Raw genomic sequence first — 16632 nt, 5'->3', positions numbered from 1 at the left:
GATCCAAAATACGATGTGATGCCGTTGTCAAACTGAGCGGTCATGTGTAGGTCGGACCCGACACTTCGCCGGGCATTGTCACCCCACTGATCTACCGAGGTTCACCCATGTTGCGCCGCCTTCATCCTGACCAGCCTGACAGTTTCGCGTTTACGCCGGAAAACCGGACATGGGCCGAAGCCCAGATGAAGAAGTTCCCCGAAGGTCGTCAGGCCTCGGCGATCATTCCGATTTTGTGGCGCGCGCAGGAACAAGAGGGTTGGCTGACCCGTCCAGCGATCGAGCATGTCGCGGGCATGCTTGATATGGCGTTTATTCGCGCGCTCGAGGTGGCATCGTTCTATTTCATGTTTCAGCTGCAACCCGTGGGATCGGTCGCCCATGTGCAGGTCTGCGGCACCTTGTCTTGCATGATCTGCGGGGCAGAGGACCTGATCGGCGTCTGCAAGGACAAGATCGCGGATGAGCCGCATATGTTGTCCGCCGACGGCAAGTTTTCCTGGGAAGAGGTGGAGTGTCTGGGATCTTGCGCGAACGCACCGATGGTGCAGATCGGTAAGGATTATTACGAGGACCTGACCGCTGAACGCCTGCGCGAAATCATCGACGAGATGGCTGCGGGCAACGTGCCTGTGCCCGGGCCGCAAAATGGCCGCTACGGGGCCGAGCCATTGAAGGGGCTCACGACGCTGAAGGATCACGAAAGCGGCAAGACCCAGTACAATGCATCCGTTCAGGCTGCCGTGGATATCGGCGATACGATCAAGCGCATCGATGGCACCGAAGTGCCTTTGATCACACCCTGGATCGACGACGGCGAGACGAAAGTTGCACCGAAGACAAAGCCCAAGAAGGCGAAAGAGCCGAAACCGGCTGCAGACAAACCTGCTGACGAGACGGGTATCACGAAACAGGAGGCAACCGCTGACTCTGCCGCCAAGCCACAAGGCAAGTCCAACCCTGAATCGGCTGCAGATGTCGTGGAAGCGAAGCCTGAAACCTTGGACGGCCCTCGTGGCGGCGATGCCGACGACCTGAAAAAGATCAGCGGTGTCGGCCCCAAGCTGGAGGGCGTGCTGAACGAGCTGGGGTTCTGGCATTTCGATCAGATCGCCGCTTGGACCGATGCCGAAATCGCCTGGGTCGATAACCGGTTGAAGTTCAAGGGCCGGATCGTGCGCGACAGCTGGATCGCGCAAGCCGCCAAGCTGGCGAAGTCGGACGGATAGATTTCGCCTAAGCTGCGCTGATCACACAAAATCTTTACGCTTCGGCCCGGTTTCGGTTAGACCTGTGGGGTGACCTGCGCGCATGGCTGCATGCGGCGGTCAGAATAGGCCGCGCTCACGGCCTCCTGTGGGGAGAGAATGCACGATGAAAGATACCGCACCTAAAAGTTTGGGGATTATCGCCGTTTCCGCATTGTTCGGGATTATCGCGGCGGGTGTTGCTTATGTCCTTTACGAATTTGGTTTTTCCGCCGGTCTGGGGATCGGCCTGTTGGTCGCCTTGATCACGGCGGTTGTTCTGATGCTGGGCTGGCGCGAGCCTGCTCCGCGCGAGGTAGCGCCCACGGGAACACCGCGATCCGCAAGCGCTGCACCTGCCGCAACGCCTGCACCCGCTGCAGCGCCAGCCGCTGCCGCCGCACCAGAGCTGGCCAAAGTGGCGGAGCCTGAAGAACCTGCGGCACCGACGCCTGTGTCCGAACCCGAGCCGACCGGTGCGCCGGCCCCTGCGCCGATGGAGGCCGAGGCACCCGTTGTGCAGTCCTCCAAGCCCCTGCCGGGTGAGGCCGAACTGGACGCCAAGAAAGGTGAGTGGAAATATGACGGCCCTGGATCCGAGCAGGACGCTGCACCCGCCGCGGCGGGCGAAGCGGAGAAACCGCAGTTTTTGAGCGAAGCCCGCGAAGGTGGCCCTGACGATCTGAAACAGATCAGAGGTGTCGGCAAGAAACTGGAAGAAACCCTGCACGGTATGGGCATTTTTCACTTTGACCAGATCGCCGCCTGGGGCCCGAATGAGCAAGCCTGGATGGATGACAACCTGAAGGGGTTCAAGGGCCGGGCCTCTCGCGACAAATGGGTCGAACAGGCGAAAATTCTGGCTGCTGGGGGCGCAACCGAGTTTTCGGACAAGGTGAAAGACGGCGACGTTTACTAGGCAATGTCCAAGCATGGAGACACCGCACAGGCCAAGGCTGGACAACGGGTCGCGTTGATCTTGGCCGGTGTCGGTGTTTTCTGGATACTGACCACGCTGATCGGTGCCGAATATGGCTGGTCGAACCGGCTGCGCGCGCTTTTTGACCTTGCGGCTTTGGCCGGTTTCGGGTTTGCGCTATGGCAGACATACAGGCTCTGGCGGGCGCGTCAGGATGAGAAGGGCGATGAGTAATGCTCACAGATGAGAACCGGATTTTCACGAACCTTTACGGGATGCATGACCGCACGCTGAATGGCGCGCAGGCGCGTGGCCATTGGGATGGCACTGCGGATATCATCAAGAAGGGGCGTGACTGGATCGTCAACGAGATGAAGACATCCGGCCTGCGTGGTCGTGGCGGCGCGGGCTTTCCGACCGGGTTGAAATGGTCGTTCATGCCCAAGGAAAGCGATGGCCGTCCGGCATATCTGGTTGTCAACGCCGACGAATCCGAGCCGGGCACCTGTAAAGACCGCGAAATCATGCGCCATGATCCGCATACATTGGTTGAGGGCTGCCTGATTGCGTCGTTCGCGATGAATGCGCATGCCTGTTACATCTACATCCGCGGCGAATACATCCGCGAGAAAGAGGCGTTGCAGGCCGCCATTGATGAGGCTTACGAGGCCGGTCTTGTGGGCAAGAACGCGGCCAAGTCCGGTTGGGATTTCGATATCTATCTGACGCATGGGGCTGGCGCCTATATCTGCGGCGAAGAGACATCGCTGCTTGAAAGCCTCGAAGGCAAAAAGGGCATGCCGCGGATGAAGCCGCCGTTTCCGGCTGGGGCAGGGCTTTATGGCTGTCCGACGACGGTGAACAACGTCGAATCAATCGCTGTGGTCCCGACGATCCTGCGGCGCGGGGGCGAATGGTTCGCCTCAATGGGTCGCCCGAACAATGCGGGGACGAAGCTGTTCGCGATTTCGGGCCATGTGAACAATCCGTGCGTGGTCGAGGAAGAGATGTCGATCCCGTTCGAAGAACTGATCGAAAAGCATTGCGGCGGCATTCGCGGCGGCTGGGACAATCTCAAGGCGGTGATTCCCGGGGGGTCTTCCGTTCCGTGTGTCCGCGGTGAAAACATGCGTGACGCGATCATGGATTTCGACGCGCTGAAAGAGAAGGGATCGTCCCTTGGCACCGCGGCAGTGATCGTGATGGATCAGTCCACCGATATGATCAAGGCGATCTGGCGTTTGTCGAAATTCTACAAACATGAAAGCTGCGGACAGTGTACGCCCTGTCGCGAAGGGACCGGCTGGATGATGCGCGTCATGGCCCGCCTTGTGAAGGGCGACGCGCGGCCCGAAGAGATCGATATGCTGCTTGACGTGACAAAGCAGGTCGAGGGTCATACGATCTGTGCACTCGGAGATGCGGCCGCATGGCCGATCCAGGGGTTGATCAAGAATTTCCGGGACGAGATCGAGGACCGGATCAAAGACAAACGTGTAGCGGGGATGGCAGCGGAATGATGATGCGTGGATTGATGGTTGGGGCGGCTTTGACCTTGGCGGCCTGTGCAGATGGACCGCAGGCGGCGCGGTCATTCGATGATCCGGCGGTGCAGAAACTGTTCGCCATGCCGACCCCGCAATATTACGCGACACTGCAGCTGGCCAATCAGGTCGCGCAAAGCTGCGCGCGGTATCGCTACGATTCGGTTCTGGATGCTCAGATCAACGAACGTCGCAACGAGTTTGGTCGCGGGTCGCTGTCCGCGGCGGGCCTGACAAGCCAGATCGAGCTTGAATCCGACGTGGCCAAGCGTAGCTTTACGGCGAAACACGGGGTTGAACCCGGGGCCGGTGCAGATTTGTGCCCAGCCGCCGATACCGAGACGCAGGAAGGCGGCGCGTTGTCAGCGATGCTTGTCCCGGTTGCGTAAGGCCTTCTGATGCAAATCTTTTTCGACAGGGCCGCAAGTTTCGTTGCGGCCCTTTTGACATGTGTGGTCTGCGGTGTGCCCGTCTGGGGAACGATCGCCGCCGCGCGATACGGGATCATGCCTCCATGGGCTTACATTCCGGCAGGGTTACTTGCGCTGATCGGGCTTGTCCTGACGCTGGCTTTCGTGCGCAAAGGCCTCGCAGGGATCGCGCCCACGCGGCAGCGGCGCAGGCGCACCGGGTAGATGCATCTGGCAGAATTGAACTTTGGCACTTTGCGCTATCCTTGGGGCGATCCACGCATCGCCGGGTTCGAGAATGCCATCGATCAGGTGAACCGCATCGCTGCGTGTAGCCCCGGCTTTGTCTGGCGCATGTCGGATGACGACATGGATGCGGCACAGAATGATCCAAAGGGACCATTGGCCGATCGACCGAATACGGCCTCCACCCTTTCGGTCTGGACGGGGGCGGCGCCGCTTTTTCGTTTTGTGACCAAGACTTTGCACGCCCGGATCATGGCGGGGGCCGCCGATTGGTTCGTGTACGGCGATAGCGGCTTTCTGGTGTGCTGGTGGGTACCGCAGGGCCATCGCCCGGAGGTCGTTGAAGGTATGACCCGTTGGCGCGCGCTTCAGAGACATGGTCAAACCGGCAATGTCTTTGCAGCCAAGGGCTTACGGGATGCAGCATTGGCGGAAATGCGGGAAAATGTTGGATAGCACGGCGTCGTTATTGAATAGCGCGACCGAAAAGATGATCTGCTGACGATGACGAGTGGTGCAACCAAGTACCGAGCAGGAGATTTGATATGAAACGTTTATCGACAATGATCGCAGCGGTTTCCTTAGCTGCCGTGACCTTTGCGGGCAGCCTGTCGGCGCAAAGTTCGCCCGGCGATCTGCCGCGCGTGCGCGACGGCATCGTCTATGTCGGCATGGCCTACGAAATTTCCGAGAAATGCGGCGCGATCCGCGCACGCACGCTGCGCGGTATCGGATTTTTGCAAGATCTGAAGGCGCATGCGATCAGCCAGGGCTTCACCGACGCGCAGATCGACGAATATGTCGACGACAAGGACGAGCAGCGCCGCTTGGAAGCGCTGGCCCGTGGCCTGCTGGCCGATCTGGGTGTCGTCGAAGGTGACGAATCCACCTACTGCGCGGTTGGCCGGTCACAGATGGATGCCAATACCCGTGTCGGCTGGCTGCTGCGATAAGTCGCTGCCAGACCCTCAGAAAGTGAACGGTTTTTTCCCGATCAGACTGGCATCGCCCCCCATGTCACGTTAGAACGCGACAACGCGCAGCCGCTGCCACGCGACATGCTGCGCGATAGGGAACAAAAGGCACAGCCATGTCTGATCTGCGCAAAGTCGTCATTGATGGAAATGAGGTCGAAGTCGACGGGGCCATGACCCTGATTCAGGCCTGTGAAGAGGCCGGGATCGAAATCCCGCGCTTCTGCTATCATGAACGGTTGTCCATCGCGGGTAACTGCCGGATGTGCTTGGTCGAGGTCGTGGGCGGCCCGCCCAAGCCCGCCGCATCCTGCGCTATGCAGGTCAAGGATTTGCGGCCCGGCCCCGAAGGTCAGCCGCCTGTCGTCAAGACGAACAGCCCCATGGTCAAGAAGGCCCGCGAGGGCGTCATGGAATTTCTACTGATCAACCACCCGCTGGATTGCCCGATCTGCGATCAGGGAGGCGAGTGTGATCTGCAGGATCAGGCCATGGCCTATGGCGTCGATTTCAGCCGCTTTCGCGAACCAAAACGTGCTGTCGATGATCTAGATCTTGGCCCACTGGTCGAAACCCACATGACCCGCTGCATTTCCTGCACGCGCTGCGTGCGCTTCACGACCGAGGTCGCGGGTATCAACCAGATGGGCCAGACGGGTCGTGGTGAGGATTCCGAGATTACGTCTTATCTGGGCGAGACTCTGGATTCGAACCTGCAGGGCAACATCATCGACCTCTGCCCGGTTGGGGCGCTCGTCTCGAAGCCCTACGCCTTCACAGCCCGCCCGTGGGAGCTGACCAAGACCGAAAGCATCGACGTGATGGATGCGTTGGGGTCGAACATTCGCGTTGACACCAAAGGCCGCGAAGTCATGCGCTTTCTGCCGCGCAATCATGACGGCGTGAATGAGGAATGGATTTCCGACAAAACCCGCTTTGTCTGGGATGGGCTGCGCAAACAGCGTCTGGATCGGCCTTACATCCGCGAAAACGGCAAGCTGCGCCCGGCCACATGGCCAGAGGCTTTGTCGGCTGCAGCTGGCGCGATGAAGGGCAAGAAGATCGCCGGGCTGGTCGGTGATCTGGCCCCGGTTGAGGCCGCATATGCGCTCAAGCAACTGATCGAAGGGCAGGGCGGTCATGTCGAATGCCGCACCGATGGCGCAAAGCTGCCCGCAGGCAATCGCTCTGGTTATGTCGGCAACGCGACCGTCGAGGATATCGATGATGCCGAGATGATCTTGCTGGTCGGCACCAACCCGCGCGATGAGGCGCCGGTGCTGAACGCCCGCATCCGCAAGGCATGGCTGAAAGGCGCGAAAGTTGCCCGGATCGGTGAGCCGGTTGATCTGACGTATGATGTTGTCGAGCTTGGCACGGATCGTGCGGCGCTGGAAAAGCTGGCGGCGATGGATCATTCCGACAAACGCGGCACGCGCGGTGTCATGATCGTGGGGCAGGGCGCACTGAACGAGGCCGATGGCGGGGCTGTTTTGTCGCAAGCGATGAAGGCGGCTGAGGCTGCGCAATCCAGATTTATGGTCCTGCACACCGCAGCGGGGCGCGTTGGCGCCATGGATGTCGATGCTGTGACCGACGGTGGCCTGAATGCGGCGCTCGACGGGGCCGAGGTGGTCTACAATCTCGGCGCCGATGAAGTCGAAATCGCGCAGGGCGCCTTTGTCGTCTACCAAGGCAGCCACGGCGACCGGGGTGCGCATCGGGCCGATGTGATCCTTCCATCGGCGGCCTATACCGAGGAAAACGGCCTTTTCGTAAACACCGAAGGTCGCCCGCAACTGGCCCTGCGGGCCAGCTTCCCACCTGGCGAGGCCAAGGAAAACTGGGCGATCCTGCGGGCGCTGTCCGCAGAGTTGGACGCCACGTTGCCCTTCGACAGCATGGCGCAGTTGCGTCAGTCCATCGTCGTTGCGCATCCGCATCTGGGTCAGGTCGATGACGTGGCCGAGAATGATTGGCAGGCCATACCGGCAGGCAAACTGGGTGATGCCGATTTCCACTATGCCGTCCAGGATTTTTACCTGACGAACCCGATTGCGCGCGCCTCCAGCCTGATGGCGGAACTCAGCGCCGCTGCGAAGACCCGCCAGACACCCAAGATGGCGGCGGAGTAAAGGACGATCACGATGGTTGAGTTTTTCACCACCACGAATACCGGCATCGTTCTGGTCATTCTGGCCCAGTGTCTGCTGCTGCTTGTCCCGATCCTGCTGGCGCTGGCCTTTCTGATGTATGCCGACCGCAAGGTCTGGGCAGCCGTGCAGATGCGCAAGGGGCCGAACGTGGTGGGGCCATTCGGGCTGCTGCAATCTTTCGCGGACTTCCTGAAGTATATCGTCAAAGAAATCGTCGTTCCTGCAGGCGCAGATAAATTCGTTTTCTTCCTCGCCCCGATGATCGCCTTCGTACTGGCGGTGATCTCTTGGGCGGTGATTCCATTCGATGAAGGCTGGGTACTTGCCGATATCAACGTCGCGATCCTCTACATCTTCGCCATCGGATCGCTCGAGGTCTACGGCGTGATCATGGGCGGCTGGGCGTCGAACTCCAAGTATCCGTTCCTTGGGTCGTTGCGGTCAGCGGCGCAGATGATCTCTTACGAGGTGTCCATTGGCCTCATCATCATCGGTGTGATCATCTCGGCAGGCTCCATGAATTTCGGGGATATCGTGGCCGCGCAAGACGGTGCGGGCGGCATCTTCAGCTGGTTCTGGGTCGCCCATTTCCCGATGCTATTCCTGTTTTTCGTCAGTGCGCTGGCCGAGACGAACCGTCCGCCCTTCGATCTGCCCGAAGCGGAATCCGAACTGGTGGCGGGCTATCAGGTGGAATACTCTTCGACCCCGTTTCTGCTGTTCATGATCGGCGAATTGATGGCCGTGGTGCTGATGTGCGCACTGGTCTCTCTTCTCTTCTTCGGCGGTTGGCTGTCCCCGATCCCCGGCGTCAGCGACGTGCCCATCCTCGGTGATGGCGCGCATTGGATGGCGCTGAAAATGGTCGCGTGTTTCTTCGTCTTCGCGATGATCAAGGCGATCACGCCGCGCTATCGCTATGACCAGTTGATGCGGATCGGCTGGAAAGTGTTCCTGCCACTGTCGCTCGGCTGGGTGGTGATCGTATCGTTCCTTGCGAAATTCGAAGTCATGGGCGGCTTCTGGGCGCGTTGGGTGGGGGCGTGATCATGCAGCGCGGTGTCATCCCAATCATTCTGCTTGGCGCATGTGTGCAGGCCGACGAGGTATCTGTTGCGCAAGACAAACAGGTATTCCCCGGTTGGATTACCGGATGCTCAGCCGGTCCGTTTGGAAGCGAGAATTGTCCGGCGGCGCGGGCTGGTGAAGTGATGGCCAACATGCCGATCGGCATGTTGGAACGCGATCTGCCAAGTGCCACGTTTGAAACATTCGCGCTCGAAGACGCCATGCGGCGGTCAGGCGCGGCCGTGCAGCGGAAGGCAACGACGGGCAGCTGCGCGGGCATGACCGAGGTGATGCAGGCGGCGGAAACGATGCGCGTCAAAGTGCCCGCAAACCCCGGACTAAGCGGCAATGAAGCCGCGTTGTTCAATCACCTGACAAACATCGTCGAAAACGCTGGCACTTACGTTGGAGAGGGCTGTTGACATGACCCAGATCGACTACAATCGCGCGGCAAAATACTTTCTGCTTCAGGACGTCTTTCAGGGCTTCAAACTCGGGTTGAAGTACTTCTTCTCGCCGAAAGCCACGCTGAACTACCCACATGAGAAAGGGCCGCTATCCCCCCGTTTCCGTGGCGAACATGCCTTGCGTCGCTATCCAAACGGCGAAGAACGCTGCATTGCCTGCAAACTCTGCGAGGCGATATGCCCGGCGCAGGCGATCACCATCGACGCCGAACCACGTGATGACGGCTCTCGTCGGACCACCCGTTATGACATCGACATGACGAAATGCATCTACTGCGGCTTCTGCCAAGAGGCCTGTCCGGTCGATGCCATCGTCGAAGGTCCGAATTTCGAATTCAGCACCGAGACGCGGGAAGAATTGTACTACGACAAGCAGAAGCTGCTTGAAAACGGCGACCGTTGGGAGACCGAGATTGCGCGCAATCTCGAAATCGACGCGCCGTATCGGTAAGAAGGACGACGAAAATGGGCGCTTGGGGTATGGGATCGTTGGAAAACGACAGCAGTCTGGATTGGCTGGCGGATTTCGAGGATCTGGGCCCGGAGGCGGCCGTCGAAATTCTGGACGCGACCGATCACAGCCTGTCCGAAGGCTATATCGACGTGGATGTCGGTGGCGGCGTCATCGTGCTGGCCGAGATTCTTGCAGCGTCCCGCGGCAAGCCGAATCCCGCCCTGCAAGAACAGCTTTCCGGACCGCTGGGGCAACACAGATCGGCGCTGTTGGCGGTCGATGATTTGCGGCCACGGACACTCAAGGCGCTGGATGCGGTGCTGTCAGGGGCAGAGTCGTCAGAGCTTTATGATCTGTGGGAAGAGGCCGGCGCAGTGGACGCATGGGCCGAACAGGTTCGCGAAGTGAAATCGCGATTGGCGGCGGCATGACCGATCAAAACCCTTTCGACGCCATGATGAAGATGGGCCAGGACTGGGCCAAGGCAATGAACCCGGCACTGGAATCATTCACGCCCAAGGGGTTTGAGACCCTTTTCCCGACCATGCCCAAGGACATGATGGAAGCCTTCATGGGCAAAGGGATCAGCCCCGATGGGCTGGATGCCAAGACCCGCCTGCTTTTGACCCTCGCTGCGCTCACCATTCTGGGTGCGCAGGCCGAGGCGCAGATCAGGATGACAGTCCGCCATCTGATCGAGGCCGGTGCGACCAAGCAGGAGGTCGCCGAAACCATCGCCCAGATGGGCATGTTCGGCGGCGTGCCTGCCATGACCAAGGCCATGGAACTGGCCAATGACGTATTGGAAAAGGACGAGACATGACAGTCTTCGCGTTTACCTTTTATCTCTTTGCGGTCACGACCGTGGTCGGCGGCCTGTTCACAGTGGTCAGCCGGAACCCGGTGCATTCGGTCCTGTGGCTGATCCTGGCCTTCCTGTCGTCAGCGGGTTTGTTCGTCACCCTCGGGGCGGAATTCGTCGCGATGCTGCTGATCATCGTCTATGTGGGCGCGGTTGCAGTGCTTTTCCTGTTCGTCGTCATGATGCTGGACGTGGACTTTGCCGAGTTGAAGGCGGAAATGGCGCGATACATGCCGCTCGCCCTGCTGATCGGCGTGGTCATCCTGATGCAGTTGGCCATCGCTTTCGGCGCTTGGGAGTTCTCGGAAGGATATCAGACACGGATCACTAACCCCGTGGGTGAGCTCGACAATACCGCGGCCCTCGGTCTGCTGCTCTATGACAGATATATCCTGCTTTTCCAGCTTGCCGGGCTGATCCTGCTGGTTGCGATGATCGGGGCGATCGTCCTGACTTTGCGCCACCGCGTTGATATCAAGCGGCAGAACGTGCTTGCGCAGATGTACCGCGACCCGGCAAAGGCGATGGAGTTGCGCGATGTGAAGCCGGGGCAGGGGCTTTGATGAAACCAGCCGCAGCGTTGCTGTTTTTTGCGGGCATTGGTCAGTCGGCCATGGCATGCCAGGTTGCGGGGCCACCACCGGGCGGATGGGTCGACGAGCCGATGTCGCACTTTCGCGATGGTGGCTTTAGTCAATCTGTCCAACATATGATTTATGAGGGTCGCGCACCGGTTGATCTTATTGGCGGCTTCGTTGGTCAGCGTTTGATTTATGATACGAGTTGCGGCGCAAGCGAGGTGCTGTTGTTTCTCGATTGTCGCACAGCCGAGGCAGCGATTGTCGATGGGCTTTCCCACGAGGGTGGCGACCTGGCTTTGTTTCCTGGCTCATCGATTGACCTGATCCAGAAACCGCAGGGTGCGCTCGACCTCAGAGTAATCGGCTCGGTGGACGAACTTGTGCAGATTTCTCAGAGCAATGACTATCCCGCCAGCCTCGATATCATGCGAAGCGACATAGTGGCGACCTCGCTCGCTTACGGTTTCGAGCCATATATGGGCTGCAAAATACACTATCCCGAATCCGTTGGGGCGCAGCAATGAGACACGTCAGCGTGATGACATTGATAGCGATGCTCTTTGGCGGTCATGCTCAGGCCCTCACCCTCACTGAATGCACGCGCACCACACATATCAGCCACGGGGGTGAGGCGGATCACGCAGACCTCGGCGAAGGCCGTGTGATGTGGCGCGATTGGTGGTCGCAGGAAGGAACCATGACGTCTTTTTCCATTGTCGATTGCGCGCCGGGTCAGGCGCTGCGGTTTCGCACGGCCGAGGATAACATGTCGGTCGAACGGTCAGCCTTTGACAGGACCAAAGATGCGCTGGACGTGATTGATCGCCATCAATCGGGGTCGCGCATTTTTGCAACTTTTGATCGGATCGCCGAAGATTTGCGCTTTATCGCCCGCGATATCGAGGTGACGACGTTGGCTATGGAAACATGCGCCTGCGCGGCCGCTTATCCGGAATTGCGTGGCGACAAGAAAGAGTTCGCGCTGGCCGGTTGAAGGCCGCCGCACAGAGGGCTAAGAGGTCCCGGATCACGTCTGGGACCGCGACATGAAAGATCGGGGCCAGGTGCTTCGGAGGGAAAAAATGAACGGGACAGCAAAGACCGATTGCACGACGCAACCGTCGCGCCATCCGAACGGGCTGAATACAGGGCGCTTTCTGTTTGCACTGATCATTTTTGCGCTGGCCTTTGGGCATCTGACAGGCACAGATGCGGTTTCAGCCGTGCATGGGAACCCGAACCTTGGCGGCCCCGCTATCTACGGCGTTGCCAAGCCCAACCTGCCCGGAGGCGTTTACTGATGATCGGACTTGAACATTACCTGACCGTGGCGGCGGCCCTCTTCGTCATCGGGATTTTCGGCCTGTTCCTGAATCGCAAGAACGTGATCATCCTGTTGATGAGCATCGAGTTGATGCTGCTGGCCGTGAACATCAACCTCGTCGCCTTCTCCAGCTATCTGGGCGACCTGGTGGGGCAGGTCTTTACCCTGTTTGTGCTGACCGTCGCCGCCGCCGAGGCCGCGATTGGTCTGGCCATCCTCGTCTGTTTCTTCCGCAACCGCGGGACCATCGACGTTGAAGACGTCAACGTGATGAAGGGGTAGCAGATTGTCTGTCGAATCCATGTCAATCTGTGTTGTGTTGGTGTTGACGCTGCTGGCTGTCTCGACGAGCGAGGGCAATGCGGATGAGAAGCGACTCGAACGCATGGTCGAAGCCGTGAATGCTCCGTATTGCATTGAAGACGTTGCATCCTTCCCATCAAAAGCGTGCCACGAACTGGGTCACGACCTGTACCTCATTCAAGTGACGCTTCCGTTTCGTATTTTAACATTTAGCGACTCATTCGTCGATTGCCGCTCTTTAGAGCGCGTCAGAATGGGCAAGAGCACCAGTCATGTCGAGCGCGACCGTTTTGCAGCGGCGGCTCGTCGCTTGGCCGCAACCGGCGCAGAGGATGCGGTCTTGCAGATGGCGACAAATTACAACAGCGGTGCGTCGCGGACCGCTATTGGCAGTGTCAGCCCCACCGACTGTAGCGCTCTCCGAGGGGATCAGTAATTATGGAAACCATCATCCTCTTCGCCCCGTTGGTCGGTGCCATCCTGTGCGGGTTCGGCTGGAAGCTGATTGGTGAGACTGCGGCCCAGTGGGTCTCAACCAGCCTCCTGTTCCTCGCCGCCATCCTGTCTTGGGTCGTGTTCCTGACATTCGACCCCAGCGCCCATCCAAATGGCGGCTACACCGTCACCATCCTGCGCTGGATCGAAAGTGGCACGCTCAGCACTGATTGGGCCATCCGCATGGACCGCCTCACCGCGATCATGCTGGTCGTGATCACGACCGTGTCGGCGCTCGTTCACCTCTATTCCTTCGGCTACATGGCCCATGACGAGAACTTCAGGGAAGGCGAAAGCTATCGCCCCCGGTTCTTTGCCTACTTGTCGTTCTTCACCTTCGCCATGCTTATGCTGGTGACGGCCGACAACCTCGTCCAGATGTTTTTTGGCTGGGAAGGCGTCGGCGTCGCATCGTACTTGCTCATCGGGTTCTACTATCGCAAGCCAAGCGCCAATGGCGCGGCGATCAAGGCCTTTGTCGTCAACCGGGTGGGAGACTTCGGCTTCGCCCTCGGCATCTTTGCGCTTTACATGGTTACGGACAGCATCCGGTTTGAGGATATCTTCGCCGCGATCCCGGACCTGCAAGGCCAAACGCTGAATTTCCTCGGGATGGAATTCGACACGCTCAACCTCATCGCCGTCCTCCTCTTCATCGGCGCAATGGGTAAATCCGCCCAGCTTTTCCTGCACACATGGCTGCCCGACGCGATGGAAGGCCCGACCCCTGTGTCCGCCCTGATCCACGCCGCAACCATGGTGACCGCGGGGGTGTTCCTTGTCTGCCGCATGTCCCCGTTGATGGAATATGCGCCCGCAGCCACCGCTTTCGTGGTCTTCCTCGGCGCCACCACGGCCTTCTTTGCCGCCACGGTGGGCCTCGTCCAAAACGACATCAAGCGCGTCATCGCCTATTCGACCTGTTCGCAGCTGGGTTACATGTTCGTCGCCGCAGGCCTTGGCGTCTATTCTGTCGCGATGTTCCACCTGCTGACCCACGCCTTCTTCAAGGCGATGCTGTTCCTCGGGGCGGGCTCGGTCATCCATGCCATGCACCATGAGCAGGACATGCGGAACTATGGCGGTTTGCGCCATAAGATCCCCAAGACGTTCTGGATGATGATGATCGGTACGCTGGCGATCACCGGCGTCGGCATTCCGTTGCTTTATGTGGGTTTCCCCATCGGCTTTGCAGGCTTCGTGTCGAAGGATGCGATTATCGAAAGCGCCTACGCAGGCACGGCGGGTGGCTATGCGTTCTGGATGCTGGTCGTGGCCGCCCTGATGACCAGCTTTTACAGCTGGCGCCTGATGTTCCTGACCTTCTACGGCGAACCGCGCGGCGACAAGCATACGCATGATCATGCGCATGAAAGCCCCAATTCGATGCTGATCCCGCTTTATGTACTGGCCATAGGCGCGATCTTCAGCGGCATGGTCTGGTACGGGCAATTCTTCGGATCAAACGACAAGGTCGGCAAATTCTTTGGGGTGCCCTACGCTGAAGCGTCAGAGCATAGCGATGAAAGCCATGGCGAGGACGACGGCCACGGGAAAGCGCACTACAATTTGGTCGGAGAACCCGGTGTCGGTGCCATCCACAACAATCCTGACAACCACGTCCTGAACGATGCGCATGAGGTCCCCGTCTGGGTGAAACTGGCACCATTCGTTGCGATGCTCGCGGGGCTCGCCTTGGCCTATCAGATGTATATCCGTCGCCCGGACCTGCCCGGCAAACTGGCCGAACAGCAGCGGCCCCTGTATAACTTCCTGCTCAACAAATGGTATTTTGACGAAATCTACAATTTCGTCTTCGTCAAACCCGCCTCGGCGCTTGGGCGCATCTTCTGGAAACAGGGCGACACCAACACGATCGACGGCGGCATCAACGGGCTGGCCATGGGGATCATCCCGTTCTTCACCCGCCTCGCAGGCCGGGCGCAGTCGGGCTATGTCTTCACCTACGCCTTTGCCATGGTGCTGGGGATCGCTGTCCTTCTCACATGGATCACGCTGTTTGGGGGCGCAAACTAATGAGCAACCTACTCTCGCTCACCACCTTCATCCCGCTGATCGGCGCGGCGATCCTCGCGCTGTTCCTGCGTGGCGATGACGAGGCCGCGCAGCGTAACGCCAAATGGGTGGCGCTGGTCACGACCGTCACGACCCTCATCGCGTCGATCTTTATCCTGGCCGAATTCGACCCCAACAACACCGACTTCCAGATGGTGGAAGAACGGGAATGGCTCTTGGGCCTGCAATACAAGATGGGCGTTGACGGGATCAGCATCCTCTTCGTGATGCTGACCACCTTCCTTATGCCGCTTGTCATCGCGTCCTGCTGGGACGTGAAAACGCGGGTCAAAGAATACATGGTCGCCTTCCTGATCCTTGAAACGCTGATGCTGGGCGTTTTCATGGCGCTCGATCTGGTCCTGTTCTACCTGTTCTTCGAGGCCGGTCTGATCCCGATGTTCCTGATCATCGGCATCTGGGGGGGCAAGAACCGCATCTATGCGTCGTTCAAGTTCTTCCTTTACACCTTCCTCGGCTCGGTCCTGATGCTGGTGGCCATGGTGGCGATGTTCAGCGATGCGGGCACCACCGATATTCCGACGCTGATGAACCACACCTTTGGGACGGAGGAATTCAGCCTCCTCGGCATCCAGATCATCGGGGGCATGCAGACCCTTCTCTGGCTGGCCTTCTTCGCGAGCTTTGCCGTCAAGATGCCGATGTGGCCGGTCCACACATGGCTGCCCGACGCGCACGTGCAGGCACCCACTGCAGGTTCAGTCGTACTGGCCGCGATCCTTCTGAAGATGGGCGGCTACGGCTTCCTGCGCTTCTCGCTGCCGATGTTCCCCGTCGGGTCAGAGGTCATGGGGCCGCTTGTCCTGTGGCTATCAGCCATCGCCATCGTCTACACCTCGCTGGTGGCGCTGGTGCAGGAGGATATGAAAAAACTGATCGCTTACTCGTCCGTCGCCCATATGGGTTATGTCACGATGGGCATCTTCGCCGTCAACCAGCAAGGGATCGACGGGGCCATCTTCCAGATGATCAGCCATGGCTTTATCTCTGGCGCGCTTTTCCTCTGCGTCGGGGTCATCTATGACCGGATGCACACGCGCGAGATCGACGCCTATGGTGGCCTCGTGAACCGCATGCCCGCCTATGCGCTGATCTTCATGTTCTTCACCATGGCCAATGTCGGTCTGCCCGGCACGTCCGGGTTCATCGGGGAATTCCTCACATTGATGGGCATCTTCCAGGTCAACACATGGATCGCTGTCGTGGCGACGTCGGGTGTGATCCTGTCCGCCGCCTATGCGCTGTGGCTCTATCGCCGGGTCGTCATGGGCGATCTGATCAAGGAAAGCCTCAAGACCATCACCGACATGACCAGGCGCGAGCGGGTGATCTTTGCCCCATTTGTCGCAATGACGCTGCTCTTGGGTGTCTACCCGGCGCTGGTCCTCGATATCATCGGGCCAAGCGTTGCGGCTTTGGTCGGAAATTATGAAACTGCACTCGCCATCCACGAAGGTGGCACGCAGTTCGCTGCAAGGTAAGGAA

22 protein-coding genes are annotated in these 16632 nt (G+C 59.3%); all 22 read left to right on the top strand.

Features of this window, described 5'->3' with window-relative positions:
• The first annotated feature begins 107 nt into the window (after positions 1–107).
• A complete protein-coding gene (locus V8J85_RS04260; RefSeq protein ID WP_339952436.1) occupies positions 108–1229 on the top strand; it encodes an NADH-quinone oxidoreductase subunit E in 1122 nt (373 codons plus the stop codon).
• Between the two features lie 145 nt (positions 1230–1374).
• Positions 1375–2166 (top strand): NADH:ubiquinone oxidoreductase, encoded by a 792-nt coding sequence (locus V8J85_RS04255; protein WP_339952435.1) that lies wholly within the window; start codon positions 1375–1377, stop codon positions 2164–2166.
• Between the two features lie 3 nt (positions 2167–2169).
• A complete protein-coding gene (locus V8J85_RS04250; RefSeq protein WP_339952434.1) occupies positions 2170–2400 on the top strand; it encodes a DUF5337 domain-containing protein in 231 nt (76 codons plus the stop codon).
• Complete coding sequence (gene nuoF / locus V8J85_RS04245) at positions 2400–3686, top strand: NADH-quinone oxidoreductase subunit NuoF (protein WP_339952433.1); 1287 nt, start codon at positions 2400–2402, stop codon at positions 3684–3686. The genes V8J85_RS04250 and nuoF overlap by 1 nt, the downstream gene beginning before the upstream one ends.
• Positions 3683–4099 carry a hypothetical protein gene (locus tag V8J85_RS04240; protein ID WP_339952432.1) on the top strand — a complete coding sequence of 139 codons (417 nt, stop codon included), beginning with the start codon at positions 3683–3685 and terminating at the stop codon, positions 4097–4099. The genes nuoF and V8J85_RS04240 overlap by 4 nt, the downstream gene beginning before the upstream one ends.
• Before the next feature lie 9 nt (positions 4100–4108).
• Positions 4109–4345 (top strand): hypothetical protein, encoded by a 237-nt coding sequence (locus V8J85_RS04235; RefSeq protein ID WP_339952431.1) that lies wholly within the window; start codon positions 4109–4111, stop codon positions 4343–4345.
• Positions 4346–4822: a DUF3291 domain-containing protein gene (locus V8J85_RS04230; protein ID WP_339952430.1), complete on the top strand. Its 477-nt coding sequence runs from the start codon at positions 4346–4348 to the stop codon at positions 4820–4822.
• A gap of 89 nt (positions 4823–4911) precedes the next feature.
• Complete coding sequence (locus tag V8J85_RS04225) at positions 4912–5319, top strand: DUF5333 domain-containing protein (RefSeq protein WP_339952429.1); 408 nt, start codon at positions 4912–4914, stop codon at positions 5317–5319.
• A gap of 137 nt (positions 5320–5456) precedes the next feature.
• On the top strand, positions 5457–7475 hold the full coding sequence (nuoG, locus tag V8J85_RS04220; RefSeq protein ID WP_339952428.1) for an NADH-quinone oxidoreductase subunit NuoG: 2019 nt from the start codon (positions 5457–5459) through the stop codon (positions 7473–7475).
• Between the two features lie 12 nt (positions 7476–7487).
• The gene (nuoH, locus tag V8J85_RS04215; protein WP_339952427.1) at positions 7488–8543 is read left to right on the top strand and encodes an NADH-quinone oxidoreductase subunit NuoH; all 1056 of its coding nucleotides are present in this window, start codon (positions 7488–7490) and stop codon (positions 8541–8543) included.
• 2 nt (positions 8544–8545) lie between these two features.
• On the top strand, positions 8546–8986 hold the full coding sequence (locus V8J85_RS04210; RefSeq protein WP_339952426.1) for a hypothetical protein: 441 nt from the start codon (positions 8546–8548) through the stop codon (positions 8984–8986).
• Position 8987: 1 nt separating this feature from the next.
• Positions 8988–9482 (top strand): NADH-quinone oxidoreductase subunit NuoI, encoded by a 495-nt coding sequence (gene nuoI / locus V8J85_RS04205; RefSeq protein ID WP_339952425.1) that lies wholly within the window; start codon positions 8988–8990, stop codon positions 9480–9482.
• 14 nt (positions 9483–9496) lie between these two features.
• On the top strand, positions 9497–9916 hold the full coding sequence (locus V8J85_RS04200; RefSeq protein ID WP_339952424.1) for a DUF4259 domain-containing protein: 420 nt from the start codon (positions 9497–9499) through the stop codon (positions 9914–9916).
• Positions 9913–10308, top strand: coding sequence for a carboxymuconolactone decarboxylase family protein (locus V8J85_RS04195; RefSeq protein ID WP_339952423.1), 396 nt, complete (start codon positions 9913–9915; stop codon positions 10306–10308). The genes V8J85_RS04200 and V8J85_RS04195 overlap by 4 nt, the downstream gene beginning before the upstream one ends.
• The gene (locus V8J85_RS04190) at positions 10305–10910 is read left to right on the top strand and encodes an NADH-quinone oxidoreductase subunit J (protein WP_339952422.1); all 606 of its coding nucleotides are present in this window, start codon (positions 10305–10307) and stop codon (positions 10908–10910) included. The genes V8J85_RS04195 and V8J85_RS04190 overlap by 4 nt, the downstream gene beginning before the upstream one ends.
• On the top strand, positions 10907–11452 hold the full coding sequence (locus tag V8J85_RS04185) for a hypothetical protein (protein WP_339952421.1): 546 nt from the start codon (positions 10907–10909) through the stop codon (positions 11450–11452). The genes V8J85_RS04190 and V8J85_RS04185 overlap by 4 nt, the downstream gene beginning before the upstream one ends.
• The gene (locus V8J85_RS04180; RefSeq protein WP_339952420.1) at positions 11449–11922 is read left to right on the top strand and encodes a hypothetical protein; all 474 of its coding nucleotides are present in this window, start codon (positions 11449–11451) and stop codon (positions 11920–11922) included. The genes V8J85_RS04185 and V8J85_RS04180 overlap by 4 nt, the downstream gene beginning before the upstream one ends.
• Positions 11923–12010: 88 nt before the next feature.
• Positions 12011–12229, top strand: coding sequence for a hypothetical protein (locus tag V8J85_RS04175; protein ID WP_339952419.1), 219 nt, complete (start codon positions 12011–12013; stop codon positions 12227–12229).
• On the top strand, positions 12229–12534 hold the full coding sequence (nuoK, locus tag V8J85_RS04170; RefSeq protein WP_008235370.1) for an NADH-quinone oxidoreductase subunit NuoK: 306 nt from the start codon (positions 12229–12231) through the stop codon (positions 12532–12534). The genes V8J85_RS04175 and nuoK overlap by 1 nt, the downstream gene beginning before the upstream one ends.
• Before the next feature lie 40 nt (positions 12535–12574).
• A complete protein-coding gene (locus V8J85_RS04165) occupies positions 12575–12991 on the top strand; it encodes a hypothetical protein (RefSeq protein WP_339952418.1) in 417 nt (138 codons plus the stop codon).
• A 2-nt stretch (positions 12992–12993) separates the two neighbouring features.
• Entirely contained in the window at positions 12994–15087 is a 2094-nt protein-coding gene (gene nuoL / locus V8J85_RS04160; protein ID WP_339952417.1) for an NADH-quinone oxidoreductase subunit L, read from the top strand.
• Positions 15087–16628, top strand: a complete 1542-nt coding sequence (locus V8J85_RS04155; protein WP_339952416.1) for an NADH-quinone oxidoreductase subunit M — start codon at positions 15087–15089, stop codon at positions 16626–16628. The genes nuoL and V8J85_RS04155 overlap by 1 nt, the downstream gene beginning before the upstream one ends.
• The last annotated feature ends 4 nt before the right edge of the window (positions 16629–16632 follow it).

It is taken from the genome of Yoonia sp. 2307UL14-13 (assembly GCF_037572755.1).
Taxonomy (GTDB): Bacteria; Pseudomonadota; Alphaproteobacteria; order Rhodobacterales; family Rhodobacteraceae; genus Yoonia.
The sequence above is the reverse complement of the archived record's forward strand: the minus strand, read 5'-3'. Positions and strand labels throughout refer to the sequence as shown.